The organism is Exiguobacterium sp. s130, assembly GCF_018619055.1.
Classification (GTDB): Bacteria; Bacillota; Bacilli; order Exiguobacteriales; family Exiguobacteriaceae; genus Exiguobacterium_A.
The window spans coordinates 19,299-44,155 of record NZ_JACSNI010000006.1; the positions used below are offsets into that span (position 1 = coordinate 19,299).

At 47.5% G+C, this 24,857-nt stretch carries 27 protein-coding genes and 1 pseudogene; 26 read left to right on the forward strand and 2 right to left on the reverse strand.

The features are described from left to right. Positions 1-125: 125 nt before the first annotated feature. The 21 genes from HZS85_RS13745 (at position 126) to HZS85_RS13845 (ending at position 19,789) form a co-directional block, all read left to right on the forward strand. On the forward strand, positions 126-1,055 hold the full coding sequence (locus HZS85_RS13745) for a mechanosensitive ion channel family protein (protein WP_214856536.1): 930 nt from the start codon (positions 126-128) through the stop codon (positions 1,053-1,055). Next, entirely contained in the window at positions 1,027-1,215 is a 189-nt protein-coding gene (locus HZS85_RS13750) for a DUF951 domain-containing protein (RefSeq protein WP_023469853.1), read from the forward strand. Before HZS85_RS13745 ends, HZS85_RS13750 begins: the two co-directional genes overlap by 29 nt. A 229-nt stretch (positions 1,216-1,444) precedes the next feature. Beyond that, positions 1,445-2,545, forward strand: coding sequence for a redox-regulated ATPase YchF (gene ychF, locus HZS85_RS13755; protein ID WP_214856537.1), 1,101 nt, complete (start codon positions 1,445-1,447; stop codon positions 2,543-2,545). Between the two features lie 120 nt (positions 2,546-2,665). Then, on the forward strand, positions 2,666-2,953 hold the full coding sequence (gene rpsF / locus HZS85_RS13760; RefSeq protein ID WP_058704734.1) for a 30S ribosomal protein S6: 288 nt from the start codon (positions 2,666-2,668) through the stop codon (positions 2,951-2,953). 23 nt (positions 2,954-2,976) lie between these two features. Then, the gene (gene ssb, locus HZS85_RS13765) at positions 2,977-3,495 is read left to right on the forward strand and encodes a single-stranded DNA-binding protein (protein ID WP_023469850.1); all 519 of its coding nucleotides are present in this window, start codon (positions 2,977-2,979) and stop codon (positions 3,493-3,495) included. A 45-nt stretch (positions 3,496-3,540) separates the two neighbouring features. Then, a complete protein-coding gene (rpsR, locus tag HZS85_RS13770) occupies positions 3,541-3,771 on the forward strand; it encodes a 30S ribosomal protein S18 (protein WP_023469849.1) in 231 nt (76 codons plus the stop codon). 134 nt (positions 3,772-3,905) lie between these two features. Then, positions 3,906-5,891 carry a DHH family phosphoesterase gene (locus HZS85_RS13775; protein WP_214856538.1) on the forward strand — a complete coding sequence of 662 codons (1,986 nt, stop codon included), beginning with the start codon at positions 3,906-3,908 and terminating at the stop codon, positions 5,889-5,891. Beyond that, a complete protein-coding gene (rplI, locus tag HZS85_RS13780; RefSeq protein ID WP_023469847.1) occupies positions 5,888-6,331 on the forward strand; it encodes a 50S ribosomal protein L9 in 444 nt (147 codons plus the stop codon). Before HZS85_RS13775 ends, rplI begins: the two co-directional genes overlap by 4 nt. Positions 6,332-6,350: 19 nt before the next feature. After that, a complete protein-coding gene (dnaB, locus tag HZS85_RS13785; protein ID WP_023469846.1) occupies positions 6,351-7,703 on the forward strand; it encodes a replicative DNA helicase in 1,353 nt (450 codons plus the stop codon). A gap of 212 nt (positions 7,704-7,915) precedes the next feature. Then, positions 7,916-9,208 carry an adenylosuccinate synthase gene (locus HZS85_RS13790; protein ID WP_056064628.1) on the forward strand — a complete coding sequence of 431 codons (1,293 nt, stop codon included), beginning with the start codon at positions 7,916-7,918 and terminating at the stop codon, positions 9,206-9,208. Positions 9,209-9,649: 441 nt separating this feature from the next. Further along, positions 9,650-10,357, forward strand: a complete 708-nt coding sequence (gene yycF / locus HZS85_RS13795) for a response regulator YycF (protein WP_023469844.1) — start codon at positions 9,650-9,652, stop codon at positions 10,355-10,357. A gap of 2 nt (positions 10,358-10,359) precedes the next feature. Further along, entirely contained in the window at positions 10,360-12,210 is a 1,851-nt protein-coding gene (walK, locus tag HZS85_RS13800) for a cell wall metabolism sensor histidine kinase WalK (RefSeq protein WP_214856539.1), read from the forward strand. After that, a complete protein-coding gene (gene yycH / locus HZS85_RS13805; protein ID WP_214856541.1) occupies positions 12,207-13,523 on the forward strand; it encodes a two-component system activity regulator YycH in 1,317 nt (438 codons plus the stop codon). The genes walK and yycH overlap by 4 nt, the downstream gene beginning before the upstream one ends. Before the next feature lie 6 nt (positions 13,524-13,529). Continuing rightward, positions 13,530-14,366, forward strand: coding sequence for a two-component system regulatory protein YycI (locus HZS85_RS13810; RefSeq protein WP_214856542.1), 837 nt, complete (start codon positions 13,530-13,532; stop codon positions 14,364-14,366). Positions 14,367-14,376: 10 nt separating this feature from the next. Next, entirely contained in the window at positions 14,377-15,168 is a 792-nt protein-coding gene (locus HZS85_RS13815) for an MBL fold metallo-hydrolase (RefSeq protein ID WP_023469840.1), read from the forward strand. Between the two features lie 106 nt (positions 15,169-15,274). Then, complete coding sequence (locus HZS85_RS13820; RefSeq protein ID WP_214856543.1) at positions 15,275-16,564, forward strand: S1C family serine protease; 1,290 nt, start codon at positions 15,275-15,277, stop codon at positions 16,562-16,564. A gap of 144 nt (positions 16,565-16,708) precedes the next feature. After that, positions 16,709-16,870, forward strand: a complete 162-nt coding sequence (locus tag HZS85_RS13825; protein WP_069201504.1) for a CxxH/CxxC protein — start codon at positions 16,709-16,711, stop codon at positions 16,868-16,870. Positions 16,871-16,942: 72 nt separating this feature from the next. Continuing rightward, positions 16,943-17,422, forward strand: coding sequence for a 23S rRNA (pseudouridine(1915)-N(3))-methyltransferase RlmH (gene rlmH, locus HZS85_RS13830; protein WP_023469837.1), 480 nt, complete (start codon positions 16,943-16,945; stop codon positions 17,420-17,422). A 214-nt stretch (positions 17,423-17,636) separates the two neighbouring features. Then, the gene (locus HZS85_RS13835; RefSeq protein ID WP_214856544.1) at positions 17,637-18,788 is read left to right on the forward strand and encodes a hypothetical protein; all 1,152 of its coding nucleotides are present in this window, start codon (positions 17,637-17,639) and stop codon (positions 18,786-18,788) included. 5 nt (positions 18,789-18,793) lie between these two features. Then, the gene (locus HZS85_RS13840) at positions 18,794-19,078 is read left to right on the forward strand and encodes an STAS-like domain-containing protein (RefSeq protein ID WP_214856545.1); all 285 of its coding nucleotides are present in this window, start codon (positions 18,794-18,796) and stop codon (positions 19,076-19,078) included. 24 nt (positions 19,079-19,102) lie between these two features. Beyond that, positions 19,103-19,789, forward strand: a complete 687-nt coding sequence (locus HZS85_RS13845; RefSeq protein ID WP_214856546.1) for a hypothetical protein — start codon at positions 19,103-19,105, stop codon at positions 19,787-19,789. Positions 19,790-19,869: 80 nt separating this feature from the next. Here the strand turns inward: HZS85_RS13845 and HZS85_RS13850 are convergent, their stop codons facing one another. Together HZS85_RS13850 and HZS85_RS13855 are read right to left on the reverse strand one after the other, a co-directional pair. Further along, the gene (locus tag HZS85_RS13850; protein ID WP_214856547.1) at positions 19,870-20,112 is read right to left on the reverse strand and encodes a hypothetical protein; all 243 of its coding nucleotides are present in this window, start codon (positions 20,110-20,112) and stop codon (positions 19,870-19,872) included. Positions 20,113-20,127: 15 nt separating this feature from the next. After that, positions 20,128-20,748: an HNH endonuclease family protein gene (locus HZS85_RS13855; protein WP_396208846.1), complete on the reverse strand. Its 621-nt coding sequence runs from the start codon at positions 20,746-20,748 to the stop codon at positions 20,128-20,130. Positions 20,749-20,940: 192 nt separating this feature from the next. Here HZS85_RS13855 and HZS85_RS13860 point away from each other — a divergent pair, with 192 nt between their 5' ends. The 5 genes and pseudogenes from HZS85_RS13860 to HZS85_RS16980 all read left to right on the forward strand — a co-directional run. Beyond that, the gene (locus HZS85_RS13860) at positions 20,941-21,138 is read left to right on the forward strand and encodes a hypothetical protein (protein WP_214856549.1); all 198 of its coding nucleotides are present in this window, start codon (positions 20,941-20,943) and stop codon (positions 21,136-21,138) included. An 82-nt stretch (positions 21,139-21,220) separates the two neighbouring features. Continuing rightward, positions 21,221-22,408 carry a DUF4317 domain-containing protein gene (locus tag HZS85_RS13865; RefSeq protein ID WP_214856551.1) on the forward strand — a complete coding sequence of 396 codons (1,188 nt, stop codon included), beginning with the start codon at positions 21,221-21,223 and terminating at the stop codon, positions 22,406-22,408. A gap of 177 nt (positions 22,409-22,585) precedes the next feature. Continuing rightward, positions 22,586-23,665 (forward strand): alpha/beta hydrolase, encoded by a 1,080-nt coding sequence (locus HZS85_RS13870; protein WP_251137998.1) that lies wholly within the window; start codon positions 22,586-22,588, stop codon positions 23,663-23,665. Between the two features lie 15 nt (positions 23,666-23,680). Continuing rightward, positions 23,681-24,607 carry a glycoside hydrolase family 3 protein gene (locus HZS85_RS16975; protein WP_353048874.1) on the forward strand — a complete coding sequence of 309 codons (927 nt, stop codon included), beginning with the start codon at positions 23,681-23,683 and terminating at the stop codon, positions 24,605-24,607. A gap of 15 nt (positions 24,608-24,622) precedes the next feature. After that, a pseudogene (locus tag HZS85_RS16980) lies at positions 24,623-24,811 on the forward strand (fibronectin type III-like domain-contianing protein); the annotation flags it as partial. Positions 24,812-24,857 lie beyond the last annotated feature (46 nt).

The following is a 24,857-nucleotide window of genomic DNA, read 5'->3' on the forward strand; positions in this document are numbered from 1 at the left end:
GGTTCTTAGATGATTTTCCTTTCCCGGTTTTTCCAGAAATCTAACGTCAAAATCGGCTCTTTGGTTGAAACTCGATTAAAATCACGTATACTGTCGTAATAGAGAGAATAAGAAAGGATGAGAGAATGGCTACCAATCAAGATGTACAAGAATCCGTCGCCCAAGTCGATAAATTGATCAACCAAGTAATGGATGCGGATATGTGGATTCGTTTTGGGATGAAACTACTGATTGCGCTCATCATCATCGCGGCGTTCTATGTGTTGACGCGCGTTTTGACTGGGGCAGTCTCACGTCTCTTTACGATCAGGAAAATCAATGAACAGGACTATCTAGCACAACGTCAGAACGAGACGCTGTTGAAGCTACTGCAAAATGCGATTCGCTACGTACTTGGAATCATCATGTTGTTGACGGTGCTCAGTCAGTTCGGTATCAACATCACCGGTCTCGTCGCCAGTGCCGGAATCGCCGGTCTCGCGATTTCGTTCGGTGCGAAGAACTTGGTGCAAGATATCATTACCGGAGCGTTCATCATCTTCGAACGTCAGTTTAAAGTCGGAGATTATGTACGCGTCGGTGTAATCGAAGGCGTCGTGACGGAACTTGGTATCCGGACGACAAAACTCAAAGGACTCAACGGAGAAATCCACATCATCCCGAACGGTCAGATTTTACAAGTCACGAACTATTCGGTCGACAACAGTTTCGCACTCGTCGATGTCCAAGTCTCTTATGATGAGGATCTTGAACGCGTCGAACAAGTTTTGCATGAGATTGCAGACCGGACGACGAAGAAGTATGTCGATATGTTCGTCGAGCCGATTCAGATGCTCGGTGTTCAGACACTTGGCCCTTCAGAGGTCGTCTATCGTTTGATGGCAGAAGTACCACCGATGCAACATTTCCAAGCTGGTCGCCTGATCCGGAAGGAATTGAAGCAAGGACTCGAAGAAGAAAACATCAAGATCCCGTATCCACGGATGGTCATGATGAATCCAGAACAAAAGAATGGTGGACAGACGGATGATTCCAAAAACGTATCAACTCCATGATTATGTTGAGATGAAGAAGCAGCATCCATGTGGAACGAACCGATGGCAGATCATTCGGGTCGGCATGGATATCCGAATCAAATGTCAAGGTTGCGGGGCAAGCATTTTAATGCCACGTCGTGATTTTGATAAACGATTGAAAAAAGTCTTACCAGAGTGACGAAAAAGCGGATGTGATTCTCGTGATCACATCCGCTTTTTCGTTGTCTTTCATAAGCGAAGTGATTGTGTTCGATTAGAGCGTGATTAAAAAAGACGGTCGAGCTCCTTGCTTAAAAAAAATGAACTATCTATAATTGTGAAAGATGTGCTGATGTGGTGTAATCATTCTACCCACTGCGGCCGCTAGCACGGATTTCCTAGGAAATACCGAAAAGGAGGAATTCCAAGTGGGATTAACAGCAGGAATCGTTGGCTTACCAAACGTAGGAAAATCAACACTTTTTAACGCCATCACACAAGCAGGTGTCGAGGCAGCGAACTATCCGTTCGCAACGATCGACCCGAACGTCGGTGTCGTTGAAGTACCAGATGCACGTCTTCGGAAATTGACAGAACTCGTCAATCCGAAAAAGACGATCCCGACAGCATTCGAATTCACGGATATCGCCGGTATCGTAAAAGGTGCGTCTAAAGGGGAAGGGCTCGGAAATAAATTCCTCGCGAACATTCGTGAAGTAGATGCGATTTGTCAGGTCGTGCGTTGTTTCGTAGATGAGAACATCACACACGTGGCCGGAAAAGTCTCACCGATCGATGATATCGAGACGATCAACCTCGAATTGATCCTCGCAGATCTTGAGCAGGTCGAAAAACGGATTCAGCGTGTCCAAAAACAAGTCAAGTCGCGCGATAAAAACGCAGCGGCTGAGCTTGAAGCACTTGAAATCGTGCAAGCGTTGCTCGAAGATGAGAAACCAGCACGTCTCGCTGAATTGAATGAAGATCAAGCAGCCATCGTCAAACACTTCCAATTGTTGACGATGAAACCAATGCTCTACGTCGCAAACGTCGGCGAAGATGAAGTCGCAGATGCAGACAGCAATGAGAACGTTCGTCTCGTCCGTGAGTTCGCAGCAAAAGAAGGCGCAGAAGTCATCGTCATCTGTGCTCGCATCGAAGAAGAGATTGCGGAGCTTGAGCCAGAAGAACGTCAAGAGTTCCTCGTCGATCTCGGAATCGAAGAGTCGGGTCTTGATCAATTGATCCATGCGGCGTACAGCACACTTGGTCTTGCGACATACTTCACAGCAGGTGAAAAAGAAGTACGCGCTTGGACGTTTAAAAAAGGCATGAAAGCCCCACAATGTGCGGGTGTCATCCACTCGGACTTCGAACGCGGATTCATCCGTGCAGAAGTCGTTGCGTATGAAGATTTAGCAGCTGCAGGTAACATGGCGACAGTTAAGGAACAAGGTCGTTACCGTTCAGAAGGTAAGGAATATGTCTTCCAGGACGGCGATGTCGTCACATTCCGCTTCAACGTCTAATCGAAATCGAATCGTTATTGCATAAAGCAAAATACTTTGGTAGTATTAACGAATGTGAGTAATGAATTATTGCTCCTTGCTCGAACATTCGAGCCGCCAGTCCAAGAGGAGGTGACAGATATGCGTAAATACGAAGTACTTTACATCATCCGTCCGGAACTTGATGAGGAAGCACGCAAAGCAACAGTGGAGCGTTTTAACAAAGTCCTCACTGATAACGGTGGTACAGTTGATAAAACAACTGAAATGGGTAAACGTCGTTTCGCTTACGAAATCAATGATATGCGTGAAGGGTTCTACGTTCTTCTTAACGTGACTGCTGAACCAGCAGCTACAAAAGAACTTGACCGTCTCATGAAGATCAGTGACGATATCGTTCGCTTAATGATCACAAAAGACGAGAAATAAGCTGAAACAGGAGAGTGATTCTGATGATTAACCGCGTCGTTTTAGTCGGTCGGTTAACTCGTGACCCGGAAATGCGTTATACGCAGAGCGGGATTGCGGTAACGCGATTCACACTCGCATGTGACCGTCCTTTCACAGGGCAAGATGGGAAGCGAGAAGCTGATTTCATCGATTGCGTCGTTTGGCGCAAGCAAGCAGAGAACGTTGCTCAGTATTTGAAGAAAGGTAGTCTTGCTGGTGTAGAGGGTCGCCTCCAGATTAGCAGCTACGACGATAAAGAAGGGCAACGCCGTTACCGTGCGGAAGTCGTCGCTGATAGCGTTCGCTTCCTTGAGTCACGCAACGCGAGCCGTTCTTCGGATGGTAGCGAAGGCTACGCTTCATCTACTGGTGGAAACGGGAATGCTGCAGGATGGGGTTCACAGCAACAGCAGAACAACTCTTCCTCGCCAGCACCCGCTTCATCGAATTCGGGCTTCGGCGCTGATCCGTTCAGCGGCGGTAGTTCGATCGACCTTTCAGACGACGATCTCCCGTTCTAAGGAAATCGTTCTGAAAAATCCAAGTTAAAAAAGGAGGTTAATCACATGGCACGTCGTCCAGGTGGAAAACGTCGTCGTAAAGTATGTTACTTCACGTCGAACCACATCACTCATATCGATTATAAAGACGTAGAACTTCTCAAACGTTTCATTTCGGAACGCGGTAAGATTCTTCCACGTCGTGTGACTGGTACTTCAGCGAAATACCAACGTCCACTTACAATCGCAATCAAACGCGCACGTCAAATGGCTTTAATCCCATACGTGGCTGACTGATTTCGTAGCACCATCCTCAAGCGTGAGGGTGGTGCTTTTTTTCGCTTCTCTTTCATCACCTCCTGCTTTTCGGTTATAATAAACAAGTTACTAAAAATTTTAATGAACCCTATAGAGCATATAAGGAGGACACGATGGAGTCAGGTCAACAAGTATCACCGGAACGCGAACGACGTATCGTTCGCTTCATTCCGTATCTATTAATCGTCGGTCTACTTCTCGTCGTCGCTGTCCGCGAACCGATCATCTCTGCCATCGGAGCCGTCGTGACTGCCCTCCTCTTCGGATTGCACCTATACGAAGAACGTCGTGCACGCAGGGCATGGGAGACGTACGTCGCTGGAATCTCGATGCAGGTCGAGGAGACGGGACAAGATGCGTTGACGAACATGCCGATCGGAATTTTGTTATACGATGAGGAAACACTTGTCACCTGGTTCAATGATCCAATGCGGGATATCTTTGATGATGTAGCAATGGGACAGACGCTCAATGAGCTCGATCCCTTATTCATCGAAATGGTCGCGACGAATGAGGATCAAGCGACGCTTGAAATCGGCGATGCCGTGTATCGTGTCTTTTCGAATCATGAGAACCGGACCTTTTACCTGTTCGATATGACGGAAGAAGCACAAGTCGAACAACAACTCGTCGATAATCAGACGGTCATCGGTGTCATCTATCTTGATAACTACGATGAGATGACACAAGGCATCGAGGATCAGTTACGCAGTGAACTGAACAGCAGGGTCACGCAGTTATTGAATCACTGGGCAGCCGAACACGGGACGTATATCAAGCGGACTGCGTCCGATCGGTATTTCATCGTTACGACAGAAGAGAATCTACGGATTCTCGAACGATCGAAGTTTACGATTCTGGATACGGTTCGGGAAGAGACGAGTCAACGCGGCGTCCAGTTGACGTTATCCATCGGAATTGGTTGCGGAAGTGACCCGATTCCGGCGCTTGGTCAGATGGCTCAGTCGAGTCTCGATCTTGCGCTGGGACGAGGTGGCGACCAAGTCGTCATCAAACGCGATGGGAAGGTCCGCTTTTACGGTGGTAAGACGAATCCGACGGAAAAACGGACGCGCGTCCGGGCCCGGGTCATCGCTAACTCGCTTCGTGACTTAATGCAGGAATCGAGCCGTGTCCTGATCATGGGTCACAAGAATCCAGACATGGATGCACTCGGATCAGCAATCGGCATTTTAAAGCTTGCGGAAATGAACGATAAGGAAGCACATATCGTCTTACCACCGGAAGAAATCGGACGCGGGATTCGCCGGATGATGGATGAGATCGCTGAAGTACCACAACTCGAGACACGGTTCGTCAATGCGTTTCAAGCCGATCAATTGATCGACGATCAGACGTTACTCGTCGTCGTCGATACACACAAACCGTCACTTGTCGTCGTACCGGCATTACTCGACCGATTCGAGCATATGGTCGTGATTGATCATCACCGTCGGGGGGAAGATTTCATCGAAGATGCGGTTCTCGTATATCTTGAGCCGTATGCTTCTTCGACGTCGGAGCTCGTCACCGAGCTGATCGAGTATCAACCGACGAATCAGAAACTGGCGATGCTTGAAGCGACGGCGTTACTCGCTGGGATCATCGTCGATACGAAAGGCTTTGCCCTGCGGACCGGTTCTCGGACGTTCGATGCTGCATCCTATTTACGCTCACAAGGTGCTGACACGGTGCTCGTACAAGAGTTCCTCAGTCAGGATCTTGAGACGTACGTCGAGCAGTCACATATTCTCGAGCGATCCGAGGTCTATACGGAAGGGATGGCGATTGCGACAGCGGAACCTGGCGTCATTCACGATCAAGTCTTGATCGCGCAAGCAGCCGATCAATTGTTATCGCTTCGAGGCATTCGCGCCGCTTTCGTCATCGCGGAACTTCAAGACGGACGAACGGCAATTAGCGCCCGTTCGCTTGGGGATGTCAACGTTCAGTTGATCATGGAGACGCTCGGTGGCGGCGGTCACTTGACGAACGCGGCGACACAGATGTCAGAATCAGTCGTCACCGTCGCGGATGCGTTGCGTAAAGCAATCGATCAATATCTAGAAGATGAGACAAAAGGAGAGGAATCAGAATGAAGGTTATTTTCTTACAGGATGTAAAAGGACAAGGGAAAGCAGGAGACGTCAAAGACGTGGCCGATGCTTATGCAAATAACGTACTCTTCAAGAAAAAGTTGGCGCGCCCTGCGACGACTGGCAACTTGAAGCAACATGAAGCACACGAACGTAAAGCAGCAGAAGAAGCGAAACAAAACTTGCTTGACGCACAAGCGTTAAAAGAGAAAATCGAAAAAGAGACGATCGTCGTCTCGACGAAAGCCGGTGAAGGCGGTCGTGTCTTCGGTTCTGTCACAAGCAAACAGATCGCGGAAGCACTCAAGAGCATGGGTTACAAGATCGACAAACGTAAAATCGAGCTCGAGCACCCAATCAAGGCACTCGGCTTTACGAAGGTACCATTGAAGCTACACAACGAAGTGACAGCGACGCTGAACGTTCAGGTCAAAGAGGCGTGAGTAGAAAAGGGGAACGGTGATGAGTGAAGTCATGCAAAATATGCCTCCCCAAAGTATCGAGGCAGAACAAGCCGTCCTAGGGGCGATCATGATTGATGCGGATCGTTTGATCAGTGCATCAGAACGTCTGTTACCGCAGGACTTTTACCGTGCCTCTCACCAACGGATCTTCGAAGCGATGCTCGTGCTGTCCGACCGAGGCGAAGCGATCGACCTCGTCACGGTCACAGCCGAGCTCAGTACGCTTGGTATCCTAGATGAGATCGGTGGTCTACCGTATCTAGCGGAACTAGCGGAAGGGGTACCGACCGCAGCCAACATCAATTATTACGTCAACGTCGTTGACCAGAAGTCGACGCTTCGGCGTCTCATTCGGACGGCGGGTGAAATCGTCACTGACGGGTACGAACGGCAAAATGAGGTCGATGTCCTGCTGAACGAGGCAGAACGGAAGATTCTCGAAGTATCACAAGGAAAAGGGAGCGCAAGCTTCATCCCGATCTCGGACGTCTTGACGAGTGCCTATGCAACGATTGATAAATTGCATAAGCAAAGCGGCGAGACGACGGGGATTCCGACCGGTTTCCAGGATCTCGATAAGATGACGGCCGGCTTCCAGCGCAACGATTTAATCATCGTCGCAGCACGTCCGTCGGTCGGGAAGACGGCGTTCGCCTTGAACATCTCGCAAAACGTCGCGACACGTGCTGACGAGAACGTCGCCATCTTTAGTCTTGAGATGGGTGCCGAGCAGCTCGTCATGCGGATGCTCTGTGCCGAAGGAAACGTCGACGCCCAGCGACTCCGGACTGGTCAACTCGAAGAAGAGGACTGGGGCAAGTTATCGCTTGCGATGAGTAATCTGTCTCAAGCTGGTATCTATATCGACGATACACCAGGGATTCGGGTCAACGATATCCGGGCGAAGTGCCGTCGTTTGAAGCAGGAGCATGGTCTTGGGATGATCATGATCGATTACTTGCAGTTGATTCAAGGGAACGGTCGCTCCAGCGACAACCGTCAACAAGAGGTCTCGGAAATTTCTCGTTCCTTGAAATCACTCGCGCGTGAACTCGAAGTTCCCGTCATCGCCTTATCGCAGCTCTCGCGCGGGGTGGAGAGTCGTCAAGATAAGCGACCGATGATGTCGGATATCCGGGAATCGGGAGCGATCGAGCAAGATGCCGATATCGTCGCCTTCTTGTACCGTGATGATTACTACAATAAAGAAACGGAAGATGCGAATACGATTGAGATCATCATCGCGAAACAGCGGAATGGTCCAACCGGTACCGTCAAGCTCGCCTTCCGAAAAGAATTCAACAAGTTCGTGGATCTCGAGCCAAGTAACTCGTACGCGCCACCTGCTTAATCCAAGCTACGTCTTGCCCTCGATGAATCGGAGGCAAAACGTAGCTTTTTTTATTTTCACCTAAAGATTCTCAGTTTATTCGCTAAAAAACAATAATTAAACGAACGAAAGAGAATTGTAACAATTAATTGTTCGGTATTTGGTTGACTTCTTTTTTTTATCGCGTTACACTTAGTCGTGGTTTTGAATCGTACGTGGAGGTGGATGATAAGATGTCATCAGTAGTAGTAGTCGGAACACAGTGGGGCGACGAAGGAAAAGGGAAAATCACCGATTTTCTTTCGAAACAAGCCGACGTCGTAGCACGTTATCAAGGTGGAGACAATGCAGGACATACGATCGTATTCAATAACGAGACGTACAAATTGCACTTGATCCCATCAGGTATTTTTTACTCGGATAAGAAATGTGTCATCGGGAACGGTCTTGTCGTCAACCCGAAATCACTCGTCAAGGAATTGAAGTATCTGCACGATCGTGGTGTCTCAACGGATAACTTGTTAATTTCGAATCGGGCGCATGTCATCTTGCCGTATCATCAGTTGCAGGATCAGTTGGAAGAAGAAGCGAAGGGCGACGCAAAAGTCGGAACGACGCTAAAAGGAATCGGACCGTGCTACATGGATAAAGCCGCACGAATCGGTATCCGGATGGCAGACTTACTCGACAAAGAAACGTTTGCTGAGAAGTTGAAGATCGTTCTCGACCAAAAGAACCGCATGTTCACGAAGATGTATGACGCTGAACCAATCGCGTTCGACGATATCTTCGAAGAGTACTATGCCTATGGACAAGAGTTCGCGAAATATGTCTGTGATACATCCGTCGTCGTCAACGATAGTCTCGACCACGGTGAAAAAGTGTTATTCGAAGGCGCGCAAGGTGTCTTACTCGACCTTGACCACGGAACGTATCCGTTCGTTACATCATCGAACGCATCAGCTGGCGGTGTCGCATCAGGTGTCGGTGTCGGTCCAGCCCGAATCGACCACGTCGTTGGTGTCTGTAAAGCGTACACGTCACGTGTCGGTGACGGTCCGTTCCCAACGGAATTGTTCGATGACATCGGTCATCAAATCCGTGAAGTCGGTCGTGAATACGGAACGACGACAGGACGTCCGCGTCGTGTTGGTTGGTTCGACTCTGTCGTTGTTCGCCACTCGCGTCGTACAAGTGGATTGACGGATCTTTCGCTCAACTCGATCGACGTTCTGACAGGACTCGAAACATTGAAGATCTGTACATCATACGAATTCAACGGTAAACAGATCGATGAGTATCCAGCAAGCTTCCGTGATCTCGAAGCATGTGTTCCAGTTTACGAAGAGCTTCCAGGCTGGAAAGAGGACATCACAGGTGTCCGTCGCTTTGAAGATCTACCGTTGAACGCACAGAACTACGTTAAGCGGATTGCAGATCTGACAGGTATCTCGCTCGTCACGTTCTCGGTCGGACCGGGTCGTGAACAGACAGTCGTCTTGCGTGATCTCTACGAAGAAGCATAAGTCTCAACAGGACTGACTAAAAAAAGAATGACGTGTCTTTTCACGCCCTTTCCTCAGGCGAGACACAAGCCAGTTTTCCTGCTTCATTTAAGCAGGAAAGCGGGTCTTGTTCGTCTCTGATAGCGCATAAATGCGCTTTTCCTGTAGGAGTGGCGTGTGACGCGTCATTCTTTTTGTTACGGAATAGGGGTGGCAGATCATTATTCTGCCACCCCTCTCTTTGTCGAGACTGACTTTTGAGTCAGCACCGTTTTTTGTGCGAAATGGTTCACAAACGGAAGCAAAAACAGGTATACTAAATACAGTGTTTCACGTGGAACTTCTCCCGTGAGACGACGAACAGTAGAGCGAGTGGCGCCGGGAGTTTCCGTCGCCACCTTTCTATATGCCGAAAAAACAGGTAAAATAGATTGAATAGAAATTTTTAAGGGGGCACACCCAGTGACGGAACGTAAAATTCTAGTCGTCGATGACGAGTTACCGATTGCAGATATACTCAAGTTTAAATTAGAAAAAGAAGGCTACCAGGTCGCGATCGCAAACGACGGCGTGGAGGCATTAGAAAAATTCGAGGAGTTCAAACCGGATTTGATGTTACTTGATATCATGCTTCCACTAATGGACGGGATGGAAGTCTGCCGGGAAGTCCGGAAGACGTCGAAGATTCCAATCATCATGCTGACAGCAAAGGATTCTGAAATTGATACGGTACTTGGTCTTGAGCTTGGTGCGAATGATTACGTGACGAAGCCATTCAGCTCACGTGAGTTACTCGCCCGCGTGAAAGTCCACTTGCGCAATACGAGTCCGGAAGCTACACCACAACCGGTTGGACCAGGTCCACTCAAAGTCGGAGAACTGTATATCGATACGAATTCACATACAGTGACGCGTAAGGATCAAAAGATCGAGCTGACGCAGCGTGAGTTTGAATTGTTGCATTACCTCGCGAAAAACATCGGTCAAGTTATGACGCGTGAGCATTTGTTGCAGACGGTCTGGGGCTATGACTACTTTGGTGACGTCCGGACAGTCGACGTGACAGTGCGCCGTCTTCGTGAAAAAGTCGAAGATAACCCAAGTACGCCGGTCTATATCATGACGCGTCGTGGGGTCGGCTACTATCTCCAAGACGGGGAGAATGAATAACGATGTTAAAAGGAACGAACTTCTTTAAATCCATCCAATGGAAACTTGTCGTCATCTATGCCTTATTGATTTTAGTGGCGATGCAGGTCATTGGTGTCTACTTCGTTCGTTCCCTTGAAAAGCAGTACATTACGAACTTCTCGAAGTCGGTCGAGGACCGGGCAGGTCTTGTCGCCTATAACGTCGGGAAGGAATTCGATAAAACAGGCGATGATGAAGCCTCCAAACGGCAGTTGTCCCAATCATTAGGGCAACTGCTGTCTGAGTTTAGTAATGGCTCCACCTCAAGGAACGACATCCTCGAAGTCCAGATTATCGATCAGGACTCGGTCATCCAAGCGACATCGGATGACGAGAACCAGTCGGCGGTCGGTCAACGGGCGACGAATTCACTGATTAAAAAAGCGCAGGCAACGAGCTCGACCCGGACGGACACCGTACTCGATCCGGAATCAGAAGATAAGATCCGGATCTTTGCCGTACCCGTCACCTCGGAACGAGACGGTGTGACGACCGGGATGATTTATGTCCGTGCCTCGATGGAGTCGATCTATTCGCAGATGCAACAGGTCACGCGGATTTTGGCGACCGGAACAGTCATCGCCCTCGTCATCACGTCGATTCTCGGAGTCTTGCTGTCGCGGACGATCACGCGTCCGATTTCGGATATGCGGCGTCAAGCGATCGAGATGCGACGCGGGAACTTCTCGCGGAAGGTTAAGGTCTATTCGGATGATGAGATCGGGCAACTCGCTCGTTCGTTCAATGAATTGACGGATGAGCTGCTCGAAGCGAACGCGACGACGGAAGCCGAACGGCGGAAGTTGACGAGTGTCCTTGAGAACATGACCGACGGGGTCATCGCGACGGACCGGACGCTGCGTGTCATCTTGATGAACGATCAAGCGAAGGATATCGTTGGCGCCGACGATGCGAGCGTCGTCGGAACGAACTTGAAGGACCTACTGGCACTCGGTGACGATTTCATGATTTCGGAAGACGGCACGATGCCACCGCGTCTGCTCGATTTCAGTAGTGAGGACGAACTGTTCCTCGTCCGGGCATTCTTCTCGCCCGTCAAGAAACACAGTGGACCGATTACCGGGATGATCGTCGTCCTACATGACGTCACGGAACAGGAGCAGGTCGAACAGGATCGACGTGAATTCGTCGCGAACGTCAGTCACGAGCTCCGGACACCGCTGACGACGATGCGCAGCTACCTCGAAGCCTTGGCAGAAGGCGCCTATCAGGATGAGGAACTCGCACCGCGTTTCCTTGAGACGACACAAAATGAGACGGAGCGGATGATCCGCCTCGTCACCGATCTTTTACAGCTGTCGAAGATGGACAGTAAGGAATACAAGATGAACAAGGTCCGCTTCGATTACATTCAGTTCTTGAATGAGATTCTCGATCGCCATGACATGACGAAGCCGGAACGGATTCGTTTCCGTCGTAAGATCATGAAGCGGAAAGTCTATATCCGTGGAGATCAGGATAAATTGATTCAGGTCGCAGATAACATCCTGACGAACGCGATCAAATACTCACCGGAAGGCGGAACAATCACCGTCCGGACGATGCTCCGGGCAAAACGGATCGTCATCAGCATCAAGGATGAAGGTGTCGGAATCCCGAAAGCGAATCTCCAAAAAATCTTCGAACGCTTCTATCGTGTCGATAAAGCCCGTGCCCGTAAAATCGGCGGAACTGGTCTTGGTCTGTCGATCGCGAAAGACGTCGTTTCGGCTCACGGTGGCGACATCTGGGCAGAAAGCGAATGGGGACGCGGTACGACGATTTACTTCACGCTTCCGTATGAGGTGATCGAAGAGGTGGATGCCGGATGAAGAAACAACACTGGAGTTCGCTGTTACTCGTCCTGCTCGTCGCCGGTTCGATCGCTCAGACAGCGATGCTCTGGACCTATCATCCAAGCAGTGAATCGATCGAGCGGGAACAAGTCTCGTTCAACGAAATCGATGCCTCAAAGACGATTGAAAGCAACCAGCTGATTAATCCGGAATTACTTGTCTATTCGGATCAGGAAGGGACGTACCAAACGCAAATCATCGGGCGGACCTTCCTCAACCGGATCGGTGCATCGTTCAATATCGGGGTCCTTGTCCTGACGGATAAAGCAAAGAACATCCCGGTCGGCGAGCGGAGCGTCGAGATGATTTTTCCGACACCGATCAGCGCAACGATGCTTGAGGAGTTACTCGGAGAAAAACAGATCGCGTTCTCAGAACCGATCAAACGGCTCTATCTCCTCGATTACGATGGTCCGATTCTCCGTCTTGAGTCGGCGACGGGGCGCCTAAAGGACTTTAAACTCGTCGGCGATGAGACGGTTCTGAAACGACTGTTCGCGTACGATAGGAAAAAACCGATGACGCGCGTCGAACTCAAAGGGGGCGATTATACGTATGTCGCGAGTGGTACGACACGGCTGGAACAAGTCTTCGTCTATGACGAGGTCGGGCAATCGCCGCAACCACTCGATCGCATCCGGAGTGCCTTCTTTGCCGAAAATTCGAACGTCCAGCAAATCAAGAGTCGCGATGATCTCGACGTCTTGACGGATGGCGTCAGCGTCTCGACGTACGACCGAAACTACAATGTCTATCGCTTCAACACGTTATCGCCGAACACCCAAAGCTCGACCGTCGATTACAGCACGCTCGTCAGCTACGTCAACATTCATGGAGGCTGGCTTGATCAAGAGACGCAACGGAGTGGTTTCCGCTATTACTTCGATCAGATGAGTAAGAAGGGCGAGGAACAGACGGCGACGTTCCGGTTGTACTTGAACCGATATCCGGTGTTCGGGGAGAGCGGTCCGTTGCTCGAACAGACGAAGTTCGATCTCGCGACACTGAAGATCATGTATGAAGAAAATCAAGTCCGGTCGCTCAGCCGCAGCATGCTTCGAGCGAAGCGGAAGTTGATCCTTCGGGAAGAGACGGTGCCGGCTGTTGAAACGGTTCTTGAACGTTTAAGACGCGCCGATCTCTTAAAAGAAATCAGTGGGATCCGGGTCGGATATGAGATGACTTATAAAATTTCAACGAGCCGCTACGCTGTCTTTGAGCCGACGTGGTTCATCAAGGTCGATGGGGTTTGGCAATCGATCAATCAAGCTGTCGGGAATGAGGGGTGAGGATGAATGGACTGGAGTAAAGCGAAGACCTTATTGATGCTGACCTTTTTGATCCTGAACGTCTACCTTGCCATTCAATTGATGGACCGGATGGTCGAACCGCGGATCGTCGCGACGAGTGCGACCGGTAAATCGATCTTGAAGGATCGTCAAATCGATGAGAAAAAACTACAACCGGTTACGCGAGACATCGGCTATTTAACAGCCGAAGTCGATGCGCGGACGCTAGCGCCACTCGCGAGTTCACCGATTCGTGACGCGGTCGCTTCCGTCAAGAACGATGTCGAGTGGTCGGTCCGGTTGACGAAACCGTATCGACTCGAAACGAAGACGATGCGGGATTCCGCTTCATCGTTCGTTCAAGCGTCCGTTCGGTATGGTGCCGAATATACATTTTGGAAGTATGATAGTAAGTATCAGGAGATGACATTCGTTCAGACGTATAAGGGACAGCCGCTCTATTCGACACCACAGCAGTCGCGTGAGGACGATGCGATGATCGGACCGTCCCTGCTCGTCTTGCAGCTCAACGATGCGAAGGAAATTGTCAGCTACAAACAACGCCACTTGAACAAGGTCGTCCGGCAAGCACAGGACGTGACGTTGTTATCGGCAAGTGAAGCGATCGTCCAGTTGTCGGAGCAAGGTTTGTTCCCGGTATCGAAACGGTTGACGAGTCATAAGCTCGGATATTTCTGTCTCGTCACGGAAGGCACGGAATCCGTTCAAATCCTGCCGCCGACGTGGCAAATCGAGCTCGACAACGAGGAAGTCTACTTTGTCAATGCAATTGATGGCGGTGTCCAAACCGTTGAACGATTGGATACAGTCTCAGAGAAATGAGGAATGCACGATGAGCCTACACTACAGCGTCATGGCCAGTGGCTCGACGGGGAACGCCCTCTATATCGAAAGTGAACAGACCCGTTTGCTCGTCGACGCCGGACTGACTGGAAAGGCGATGCTCGCCTTGTTCGACCAGATTGATCGGTCGCCGCATGGCATCGATGGTCTGTTCGTCACCCATGAACACTCCGACCATATCAAAGGCGTCGGCATCATGGCACGCAAGTACAATATCCCGCTCTATGCGAATGAAAAAACGTGGGCAGCGATGGAAGCGAAGATCGGTAAGATTGATCCGGCGCTGAAGTTCCTCTGGGAAGTCGGAGAGGTCAAGCAGTTCGGTGACATCGAAGTCGAATCGTTCAACGTCAGTCACGATGCAGCGGATCCGATGTTCTTCCAGTTCGCTCATGAGGGAAAACGGTTAGCACACATCACGGATACCGGATACGTCTCGGACCGGATGAAAGGTGTCATTCGGGGCGCCGATGCCTATATCTTCGAAGCGAACCATGATATCGGTATGCTCCAGATGGGACATTACCCGTGGAGCGTCAAACGACGGATCCTCGGGGATTACGGACACGTCTCGAACGAAGACGCTGCGATCGCGATGAGCGAGGTCCTTGACGACCGGACGAAACGGATCCACATGGCCCACTTGAGCAAGGATAACAACATGAAGGAACTCGCCCGGATGAGTGTCTCCCAGACGCTCGCAAGCCGTGACGTCGATCTGAGTAAGATTCAGCTTCTCGACACGGATCCGGTCATTCCGACGCCGCTCCTGAAGCTTTGATTATGGGAAATTACTGAATATGCTCAAAAGACCCCCACATTTGGCTCACTTGCCACGTGATGGGGGTATACTTGTGTAAAGAGAGTCATAAAGGAGGCGTATGTCGATGGATCGACCCGAAGAACCACGGAACGAATCCGAACGATACGAACAATCATCCGATGAGAGCGGCTTCCCGCCCCGTCAGCCGGCAACGAGCGAACCGGTCAGCCCTTATCGTGAACCATATGAAGAACAACCAGAACCACCACGGCGTCGCGGTGCCGGAAAAGCCTTTTTCGTCGGTCTAATCGGCGGAATCGTCGGAGCCTTATTGATCGCCCTCGTCGCGTGGCCGTTCGTCCGCGATGAGATGACGAGTCCGACTCCGGTTTCGTCGACGACAGCGGAACAGACTGCGACACAGACGACAGAGGATGAAGCCGACATCGTCGGTGCGGTCGGTAAGACGAAGGAAGCCGTCGTGAGCGTGACGAACCTCCAGAGCTCGTTCCAAGGAACCGATCAGGAAACGGGTGCGGGGTCCGGCGTCATCTATAAAAAAGACGGCAATAAAGCCTACGTCGTCACGAACTACCACGTCGTCGAAGGCGCGAGCCGCCTGTCTGTCACGTTATCTGACGGAACAGCACTCGAGGCAAAAGTCCTCGGCGAAGATCCGACGTACGATTTAGCGGTCCTGTCGATTGATTCATCGAAAGTGACACAAGTCGCAAAACTGGGGGATTCGGATACGTTACGTGCCGGTGAAACGGTGCTTGCGATCGGGAACCCGCTCGGAATCTTCGCGAACTCAGTCACACGCGGTGTCATCAGTGCGCAGGAACGGACGGTTCCAGTTGATACGAACAAGGATGGGCAGCAAGACTTTAATACAGAAGTCATTCAAACCGATGCAGCAATCAACCCGGGGAACTCCGGTGGAGCGCTCATCAACACAGCCGGTCAATTAATCGGAATCAACTCGATGAAGATTGCGGAAGCAAGTGTCGAAGGAGTCGGATTTGCGATTCCGATCAACGAAGCGTTACCAATCATGCGTGACCTCGAGCAAAACGGTGAAGTCGTACGTCCACAGCTCGGGATTCAGATTCGTGACGTGCAGGAATTCCCAAGCGGATATCGCGAAGATCGTCTGAAATTACCGGATGATGTCACGAAAGGAATCGTCGTCGTCGGTCTGACACGTAATAGTGGAGCCGAAAAAGCGGGAATGAAGGCAAACGATGTCATCGTTGAGATCAACGGAAAAGCAATTGCATCGTTCGCCGATTTAAAAAGTGTACTGTACCGGGATGCAAAAGTCGGTGAAACAGTCAAAGTCACGTTCTACCGAGGCGGTGAAAAACAGACAGCAGATGTGAAGTTGTCGGCTCAGTCACCAACTGTTCAATAAGGCATAACCTGAAAAACCATCCACAGGTCCGATCTGTGGATGGTTTTTTGAGTGAGGAAACCTGCGCCTTTTCCGGTCAGGAAGGTCGATATTTGTTATACTGGAAGCGGATAAATGTGGATAAGTGAAAGGAGGAGACCACCTGTGGATAAGTATGTTTGTTTAGAACATGTCGAGCTCGCACTTGACGAAATCGTAGATGAAACAGAACAATACCCGATTCTCGATCAGCTAAATCCAGAAAAAAACATCACGTGTGAATACTGCGAGGCACCGGCAACATATCTTGTGTCAAGCAAAAAATAAATATCAACATGTGGATTTGTGGATAACTCTGTGGATAACTCCTGAATTTTCTGTCAGAAAGCGAGAAAAAAGATGCAAATTACCATCATTACGGTCGGAAAGCTAAAAGAGAAGTATTTGAAGCAAGGCATCGCCGAATATACGAAGCGTCTTGGCGCCTACTGCTCGATCCAAGAAATCGAGGTCGCGGACGAAAAGGCACCGGAGCAGTTGAGTGAAGCGGAGATGGCGCAAGTGAAGAAAAAAGAGGGCGAACGGATTTTGGCGAAGATTGGACCGGACGTTCATGTCCTTGCACTTGCTATCGAAGGAAAACAACGGACGAGTGAACAGTTCGCAAAAGAACTCGATCAACTCGCGACATACGGCAAGAGCAAGATTGCCTTCGTCATCGGTGGCTCGCTTGGTCTCGCACCAGAAGTGATGCAGCGGGCGAATGATACGATCTCGTTCTCGAAGATGACATTCCCGCATCAATTGATGAAGATGATTCTGTGTGAACAGATTTATCGGGCGTACCGGATTAATCGGAATGAGCCGTATCATAAGTAACTATAGGTATGTGTTTTCTAGAGATTCGTTCAATATTGAATGAATCTCTTCTTATAAATATTCATACGCTAACTGTAAAAATTGAAATATAGCTGTATAAAAAAAATTCTAAAGGGAAAAGTATAAGACCCGAAGAAATAAAGCTATAAGTAATAAAAATATTTCTAAAAGATTTGCTAGCAATAACATTCTTAAATTGAATAGGATGATCTAATTGAAGAATCAATATATGTTGATTGATTACAATAAAAATGTTCAATCTAAAATTGAAATTAAATTCAATTCTAAATTGAAAGTGTTTGAGTATAAATTAAATCAAACGCTTTTTGACGGTGCCGTGATTAGAGACATTTTATATTTCGTAAATAATTTGGAACAAAAGTTTGGCAGAGCTAAACTTCCAGTATACTTCGACCTAGGTTTAATTGAAATTAAAGATAAGCTAACATATATTATTTTTGAATGTATTTGCGAGTATTTAATCAGGGTTAAAAATCGAAAGGTACTTTTAAATTTTAAAGCGGATAAAAATATAGTAACTGATGGTATAGCCTCATCGCCTTTAAAATTTTTAAGTATAGGGTATAAACCAAAAAATAAATTTGAAATATATGGTGAGAAATTTAAAAAAGAAATTCAGAATTCACACTACAGAAGATTGATAGCCGTGGAAGAAGAAGAAGATCCTTATTTATTATCTAAGATTATGGGAGATATTGATTCCTTTTTGAAACCATTTAATGTAAATAAGGATAATAGACATACAATTGCTGAAGTAATTACTGAATTAGTAGGTAATGCTTTAGAACACACTAAAACAGATTGTCTAATAGATTTAGATGTTGCTAGTGATTATGTAAAAGAAAAAGAACCTGGAAATTTTTATGGTTTGAATATAACAATTGTTAACTTCTCAAATCAATTATTAGGTCATTCTATATCTCAAAAGTTAAAAAAAATAGATATATTAAACGAACGACATTTATGTTTATTAGATGCTTTTCAAGAACATAAAAGAAAATTTGATAATGACTATATTGAAGAAGACTTTTACAATATAGCTTCTTTTCAACATAAAATAACAGGTAGAGCTAAAAATGAAACCACTGGAGGAACTGGACTAACAAAGCTAATTCAACGACTTGAAAAACAATCAGATGATTACTCCTGTTATATGATAAGTGGAAAAAGAGCGCTTTTTTTCCATCATGAGTATTTATTTTATAATGAAGACAATTGGATTGGCTTTAACAATACAAGAGACTTTTTTAATGAGATTCCTAACGAACGTACATTTGGACCAAACAATATCAACATGCCCGGTACAGCTTATAACTTACACTTTGTCATGAAAGTTGAGGATTAATAAAAATGAATAATAATTTTGAATTAAATATTGATAAAATAATAACAAAATTAGCTGGTAATCCTTTAGGAAAAAGAATTTTTCAAGAACAGATAAAAAGTGAAATTAATTATAATGAAGATATTGTAATAATAATCCCAGATAGGATTGATTCAATAGCGTCTTCGTTTATCCAAGGTTTTTTTGAAGAGATAGTTAAAAATATTGGAATTGCAGGAATTGAAGAAAAAATAACTATCCAATCTTCGATTCCGAATTTAAAACAATTGATAATTCAAAACTTAATATAATAGTTTTTATTGGAGGTATTAGTATTGGCATTAGCAGCTATAATCATATCTTTAATATCTGTAATAGTTACAATCTATTTTAGTGTCGTACAACATTTAAGAGAAAATAGACTGAATCAAACAAATTTGGAATCAGTCTATTTTAACGATATCTATAAAAAAATACTCATAAAAGATATACCTACAGGTCTTAAATATATGCGTATTAGTACAACAGGAGATATAAAAGATACTGAAAGGTTAAGGGAATCATTACAACAAATGTTTCAAGTTTCTGTGTATTATCAATATAATGATGAAAATTTTTATAATACATTAAGATCAAAATGTGAAGAAATAGAGGATTATATTTTAGAAAAGCAGGAGCGACCTTTATCAACAACTGATATAGAAATATTTAATACTAAAATTCGGCGTCAAATAAAAGAATTGTACCAAATAGTAAACGATAAATTTTTAGGAACTAAAAAATATAAATTAAAGTTTTTTAAATTGTCTCTTAACAGAACCAAACTTATTTATAAAATTACTTATATAGTAATTGTCTTTTTTATTTTTTCATCAGTAATAATTTCTATTCAACGTCATTATAATTCTATTGAGATCAGAAGATTAATTCGATACTCTCAAGAAAATAATCTTGAATATAAAATAAAAATAAATAACTCTATAACTAAATCATTTTATTTTGAAACTAGTTCTACAAAGTAGTGTGACTATTTTTATCCTAATGTAATGATTAGTAATTGAAAATAAACTACGCTTACCTAAATGCGTAGTTTATTTTTTATTTATGAACTTCTTTCTAATACATTTATTAGTATTTTATGAATGACGTCATGATCCCGAACGTCATGGACACGATAACTACCGGGTAACGTATAGACGTCTATCGCCCCGACGTAAGCAATCTTTAGTACTAACGTTCCATCCTCCTGACAGGTCGTCCGCAGTTCCAGTTCACCGCTGATGACACCGACTTCTTGCGTCATGACACCATGTTTGGCGGTAAAAGTAGAGGTTTTCTTTTCCATCGAATCGACTCCTTTTTAGTATGTACATGTGTTCAACATCGTCTGTAGCGCTGTTTTTTCACTCGATTGTAAGCTGAGGTTCCAGCGGCTCTTCGTATTGATCCACATCTTCGAGTAGGCACAGCTCGCACCGGCACGTGTCGGCTTCCATGTCGACGGATCCTGATCCCCTTTTGAACGGTTCGAGCTTGCAGAGACAGCAATCAATTGCGGACCTGTTAAATCGTTTGCGAACGCTTGACGTGTCGTCGTCGTCCAACTGCTTGCTCCTGAGCGCCATGCTTCGGCAAGCGGTACGACGTGATCGATATCAAGGTCAGATGGATTCGTAAATGTCAGTCCGTCATAGTAACTATACCAAGAACCAGATGTAACGGGACACGATCCGACATATGAATCAGCGTCACGTTTTAAGACGACTTGTCGTGTATCACAGCCGCTTCCTTGACTACTCCAGTGCGGGAACAAATCACGCGAATAACCAGTCATGCTGCCTTCTGTTTTAACCGTTAAGGCATTGAGTTGAGACTGAGCCGTCGCTTTCGACGAGATGCCTGATGGTAACGCGGAAACAGACGTCGTATCGAATTGGAAAGCGGTCAGGCAGACGAGCGTAGTGATGACGATGGACTTGATGGCTTTGAACACGTGTCATTCCTCCTATGTATGAGACGAGATGATGTGAAGATACCCTTCACAATTTTTAGTATGGCATCACTCATTTAGGAGAAAATAAATATCGTGTAAATGTTACTAAAATTAAATTTTTGTCATTATATGAAAGGGTCTGATGTTAGGATTTAGGTGGAGAAGAAAGGGGACAGTATAATGAACGAACGAATCAGAGGTTGGTTGGTCGTGTTCGGCGTCTTTTTAGTCGTAAGTGGCACACTAACGGAAGCACAACGTTATTTCAATACAAAAGAACTAGATAATTGCATCGCGCAAGCTCGCGCTGCCCACCAAGAATATGAATATGAGATCGTTAATCCCGTCACACGCGCTTATTCGTTCAGTGCGTATTGATTTTCTAAAAGATGTCGGGTCATCTCGCATATGGTACGCTTTTCAGGAAGCAGGATTTTAATGATTCGAGGAGCTGGTATGCATGAATAAAAAAGACATCGCCGATATCCGTCGTCACTTCAAGATGGATGCCGATTTACTAAAAATCCATGAAATCTACAACGTCTATATCCGAAAAGAGACAAGTGAAATCTATCATGAGGAAGCACGACCGTTTCCGTTGCTTGATCCGGAACAACAGGAACTGTTCCTTGCGAACTTCAAGAAGGTACTAGGTGGAAAACTCGACGTCAAGCTGTTCGAGGTCAAGTTCACGCATCCAGAAGAAGGGGAGACGGGGCACACGCAACAACTTCTTTATGAAGGACTGTATGCGGAAGAGCCAGAGGACTGGGTCGAGCAGATGCAGACGATGGCGTTGAAGATGGTCCAAGACGTCCAGTACGAGAATGACCTCGTCGTCACGTTCATTCGTGGGCAATACTATAAAACGACGAAACGCCAAGCGGATGAGACGGAAATCGATCCGAATGACGACGTCTATACGACGCCGTTCATTCTCGGTAGCCTGAACTTAACAGAGTTACCGAAACAATCGCTCGTCTTTGATTTCGTCGAACGCGAATTCAAGTCGAACTTATTCATCAATCCGGTCATCAAACTCGCATCGCCGATCGGTGGATTCCTCTTCCCGACCTTCACCGACAATGCAGCAGACGTCAATCATGTCTTGTATGCGGCGGGTAAGCCGAATAAACCGGATTTTGGCTTCCTTGAAAACGTCTTGAACGGTCAACCGATCGTCACGGCAGATGAGGATAAAGCGATCTTCGAGGAAATCGTCAAATCGGTCGTCGGTGAATCGATGGATACGAAGACGTTAGCCGGTGTCTATGAAAACATCAATCAGTTGATCGTCGTCGAAGAGGATCAAGATGAGGAAGACGTACCGATGCTCGACGTTCAGGAAGTCGAGCGTGTCCTCAAGGCGAGTGGTGTCGAAGACGTCAACACGGAGCAGGTCGAACGAGCGTTCAAGACGGTCGTCGACGATCCAACGTACGAGATGAAGGCGAGTAACATCGTTCCGAACTATGAAGCGAAATCGATTAAAATCAATACGAAGGTCGCAAACATCGCAATCAGTCCGCAAGACTTGAAGTACGTCAAACAGGTCAACTATCAAGGTAAACGCTGCTTGTTGATCGAGGTCGAGGAAGATACGGTCATCGATGGCTTTACGATCGTTTCACAAGAACAATTACGATGAGGATCAGCGCAGGCGACTGCGCTGATTTTTTTTAGGTGAAACATTTGCTTCTCCTGTCAAAGACAGGTATATTGTGATGTAAGCGGTCTCTTTTTTAGAAAAGAGACATTCGAATTTTTTTTAACCGTTATCGAAAGCGCTTTCGATAATTGTTTGACTAGGAAAGGAGCAATTCAATTGTCTACCACATCAATGCAAGATTTACTGCGAACGTTACGAAATCGTTCATCGATCCATCAAGACGGTCTTGAAATCGTCGATAAGCCGATTCCCGACGTCTCGACTCCAGGCACACTCGATCCGCGTGTCCGTGAGGTCGTCCTCATGCAGTGTCCATCGGTCTCGATTCCAGAAGGTACGTCGCCAGTCGAACTGGCGCGTGCCGGAATGGGCTGGGACAACGCAGACGTGACGACACGGCAGATTTCAACGGACGCCCTCTTGATTCCAAGACCCGGCACCACGATCGAAGCACGGCTGTATCGTCCAGAAGCAGCGCGTCCGCTCCCGCTAGTCGTCTACTTCCACGGCGGTGGTTTTTTCGGTGGAACGCTCGAGACAGTCGAGAACCCATGTAAGGCATTAGCTGATAAGGGGAATGTCGCTGTCTTGTCGGTCGGCTATCGATTAGCGCCGGAATATCCGTTTCCGACAGGGCTCGAGGATTGTCATGCAGCAATCGATTGGGCAGTTGAATACGCCGATCGACTCGGAATCGATCCAAGTGCGATTGCTGTCGCTGGCGATAGTGCCGGTGGGAACTTAGCGACGGTCTGTTGTCTGCTCGACCGTGAGCGTCCGACGCCCTACATTCGCTATCAAGTTTTGTATTATCCAGTCGTTAATGTCGGCGAACATCCGAATCCTGAATATGACTGGACGCTTGAGGTATACGACCGACAAACGGAACCCGAGCTACTCGAACGGATCATTTTATCGCTGCAAGATGAAGAGGGTATCCTCGAGCAATGGTATGTCCAAGAAAGCGATTCGAAGGATCCACGAATCTCGCCATTGTTCGCGACGCTCGACGATCTACCAGAGGCACTCGTCATTACGGGAGAGTTTGATCACTTACGTCTTGAAGGGGAGGCGTATGCGAAAAAGCTCGCGCGTGCCGGTGTCAAAACCCGCTATCTCCATTATCGCGGGATGGAACATGCCTTTCTCGATAAACTCGGTCTTTATCCGCAAGCCGAAGATAGTCTGGACGAAATCGCAAAAGATTTAAAACGACTCTTTTCTCAAACTAACTAAAAAGGTGGATGACGCATGACATACACGCTCGATTGGCAAGCCTACACAAAGCTCGCACGACAAACCGTGGCGGAAGGAGCGGTACTCTTACAAAACGATGGTGTACTCCCGTTGCAACCCGCAACAACGGTCGCAGTCTTCGGACGTAATCAGTTCAACTACTATAAAAGTGGCACAGGATCAGGCGGGATGGTCAACGTCACGAACGTCGTTAGTCCGCTCGACATGCTACGCGAAGACGTGACATTGAATACGGACGTCCTCAAGGCGTACGAGAACTGGCTTGAAGACCATCCGTTTGACCAAGGTGAAGGCTGGGCAGCCGAGCCGTGGTCGCAAGAAGAGATGCCGCTTGACGCGACACTCGTTCAGCAAGCAGCGCTTGACTCCGATGTTGCCTTGATCATGATCGGTCGCACGGCTGGGGAAGACCGCGATAATACGGCGGATCCAGGGAGTTATTTTTTAACGGAGACGGAACAGGAGATGCTCCGACTCGTGACGACACACTTCAAGCAGACTGTCGTCGTATTGAACGTCGGGAACATCATCGATATGCGCTGGGTCGAAGAGACAGCGCCAAGTGCTGTCCTCTACGCCTGGCAAGGAGGAATGGAAGGGGGAACCGGGCTGAGTGATCTCTTGCTTGGACGCATCTCGCCGTCCGGGAAACTACCGGATACGATCGTCCGTTCACTTGATGATTATCCGTCGACACCCCATTTCGGTCACGCCGATCACGCGCTGTATCAGGAAGACCTCTATGTCGGGTACCGTTATTTTGAGACGTTCGCACCGGAAACGGTCTTGTATCCGTTCGGATATGGATTATCGTATACGTCGTTCAACATCACGACAGACGTGACGATGTCAGCTGACGCCTGGACGGTGACGGCGACAGTGACGAATACTGGGCAGACGAGCGGGAAGGAAGTCATATAAGGATACCTTGAGAAACCACAAGGACAACTCGGTAACCCAACGCGTCAACTCGTGACGTTCGGAAAGACAAAAGAACTCGCATCGGGCGAGCAAGAATCTCTCACACTCGTCGTACCGTTTGCCTCGTTTGCGAGTTATGACGATAGTGGCGTTACCGGGCATAAGTCGTCTTATGTCATTGAACCTGGCGCGTATCAACTCTATCTCGGGACGGACGTCCGGTCGGCGGTTCTAGTCGCAAACCATTCCG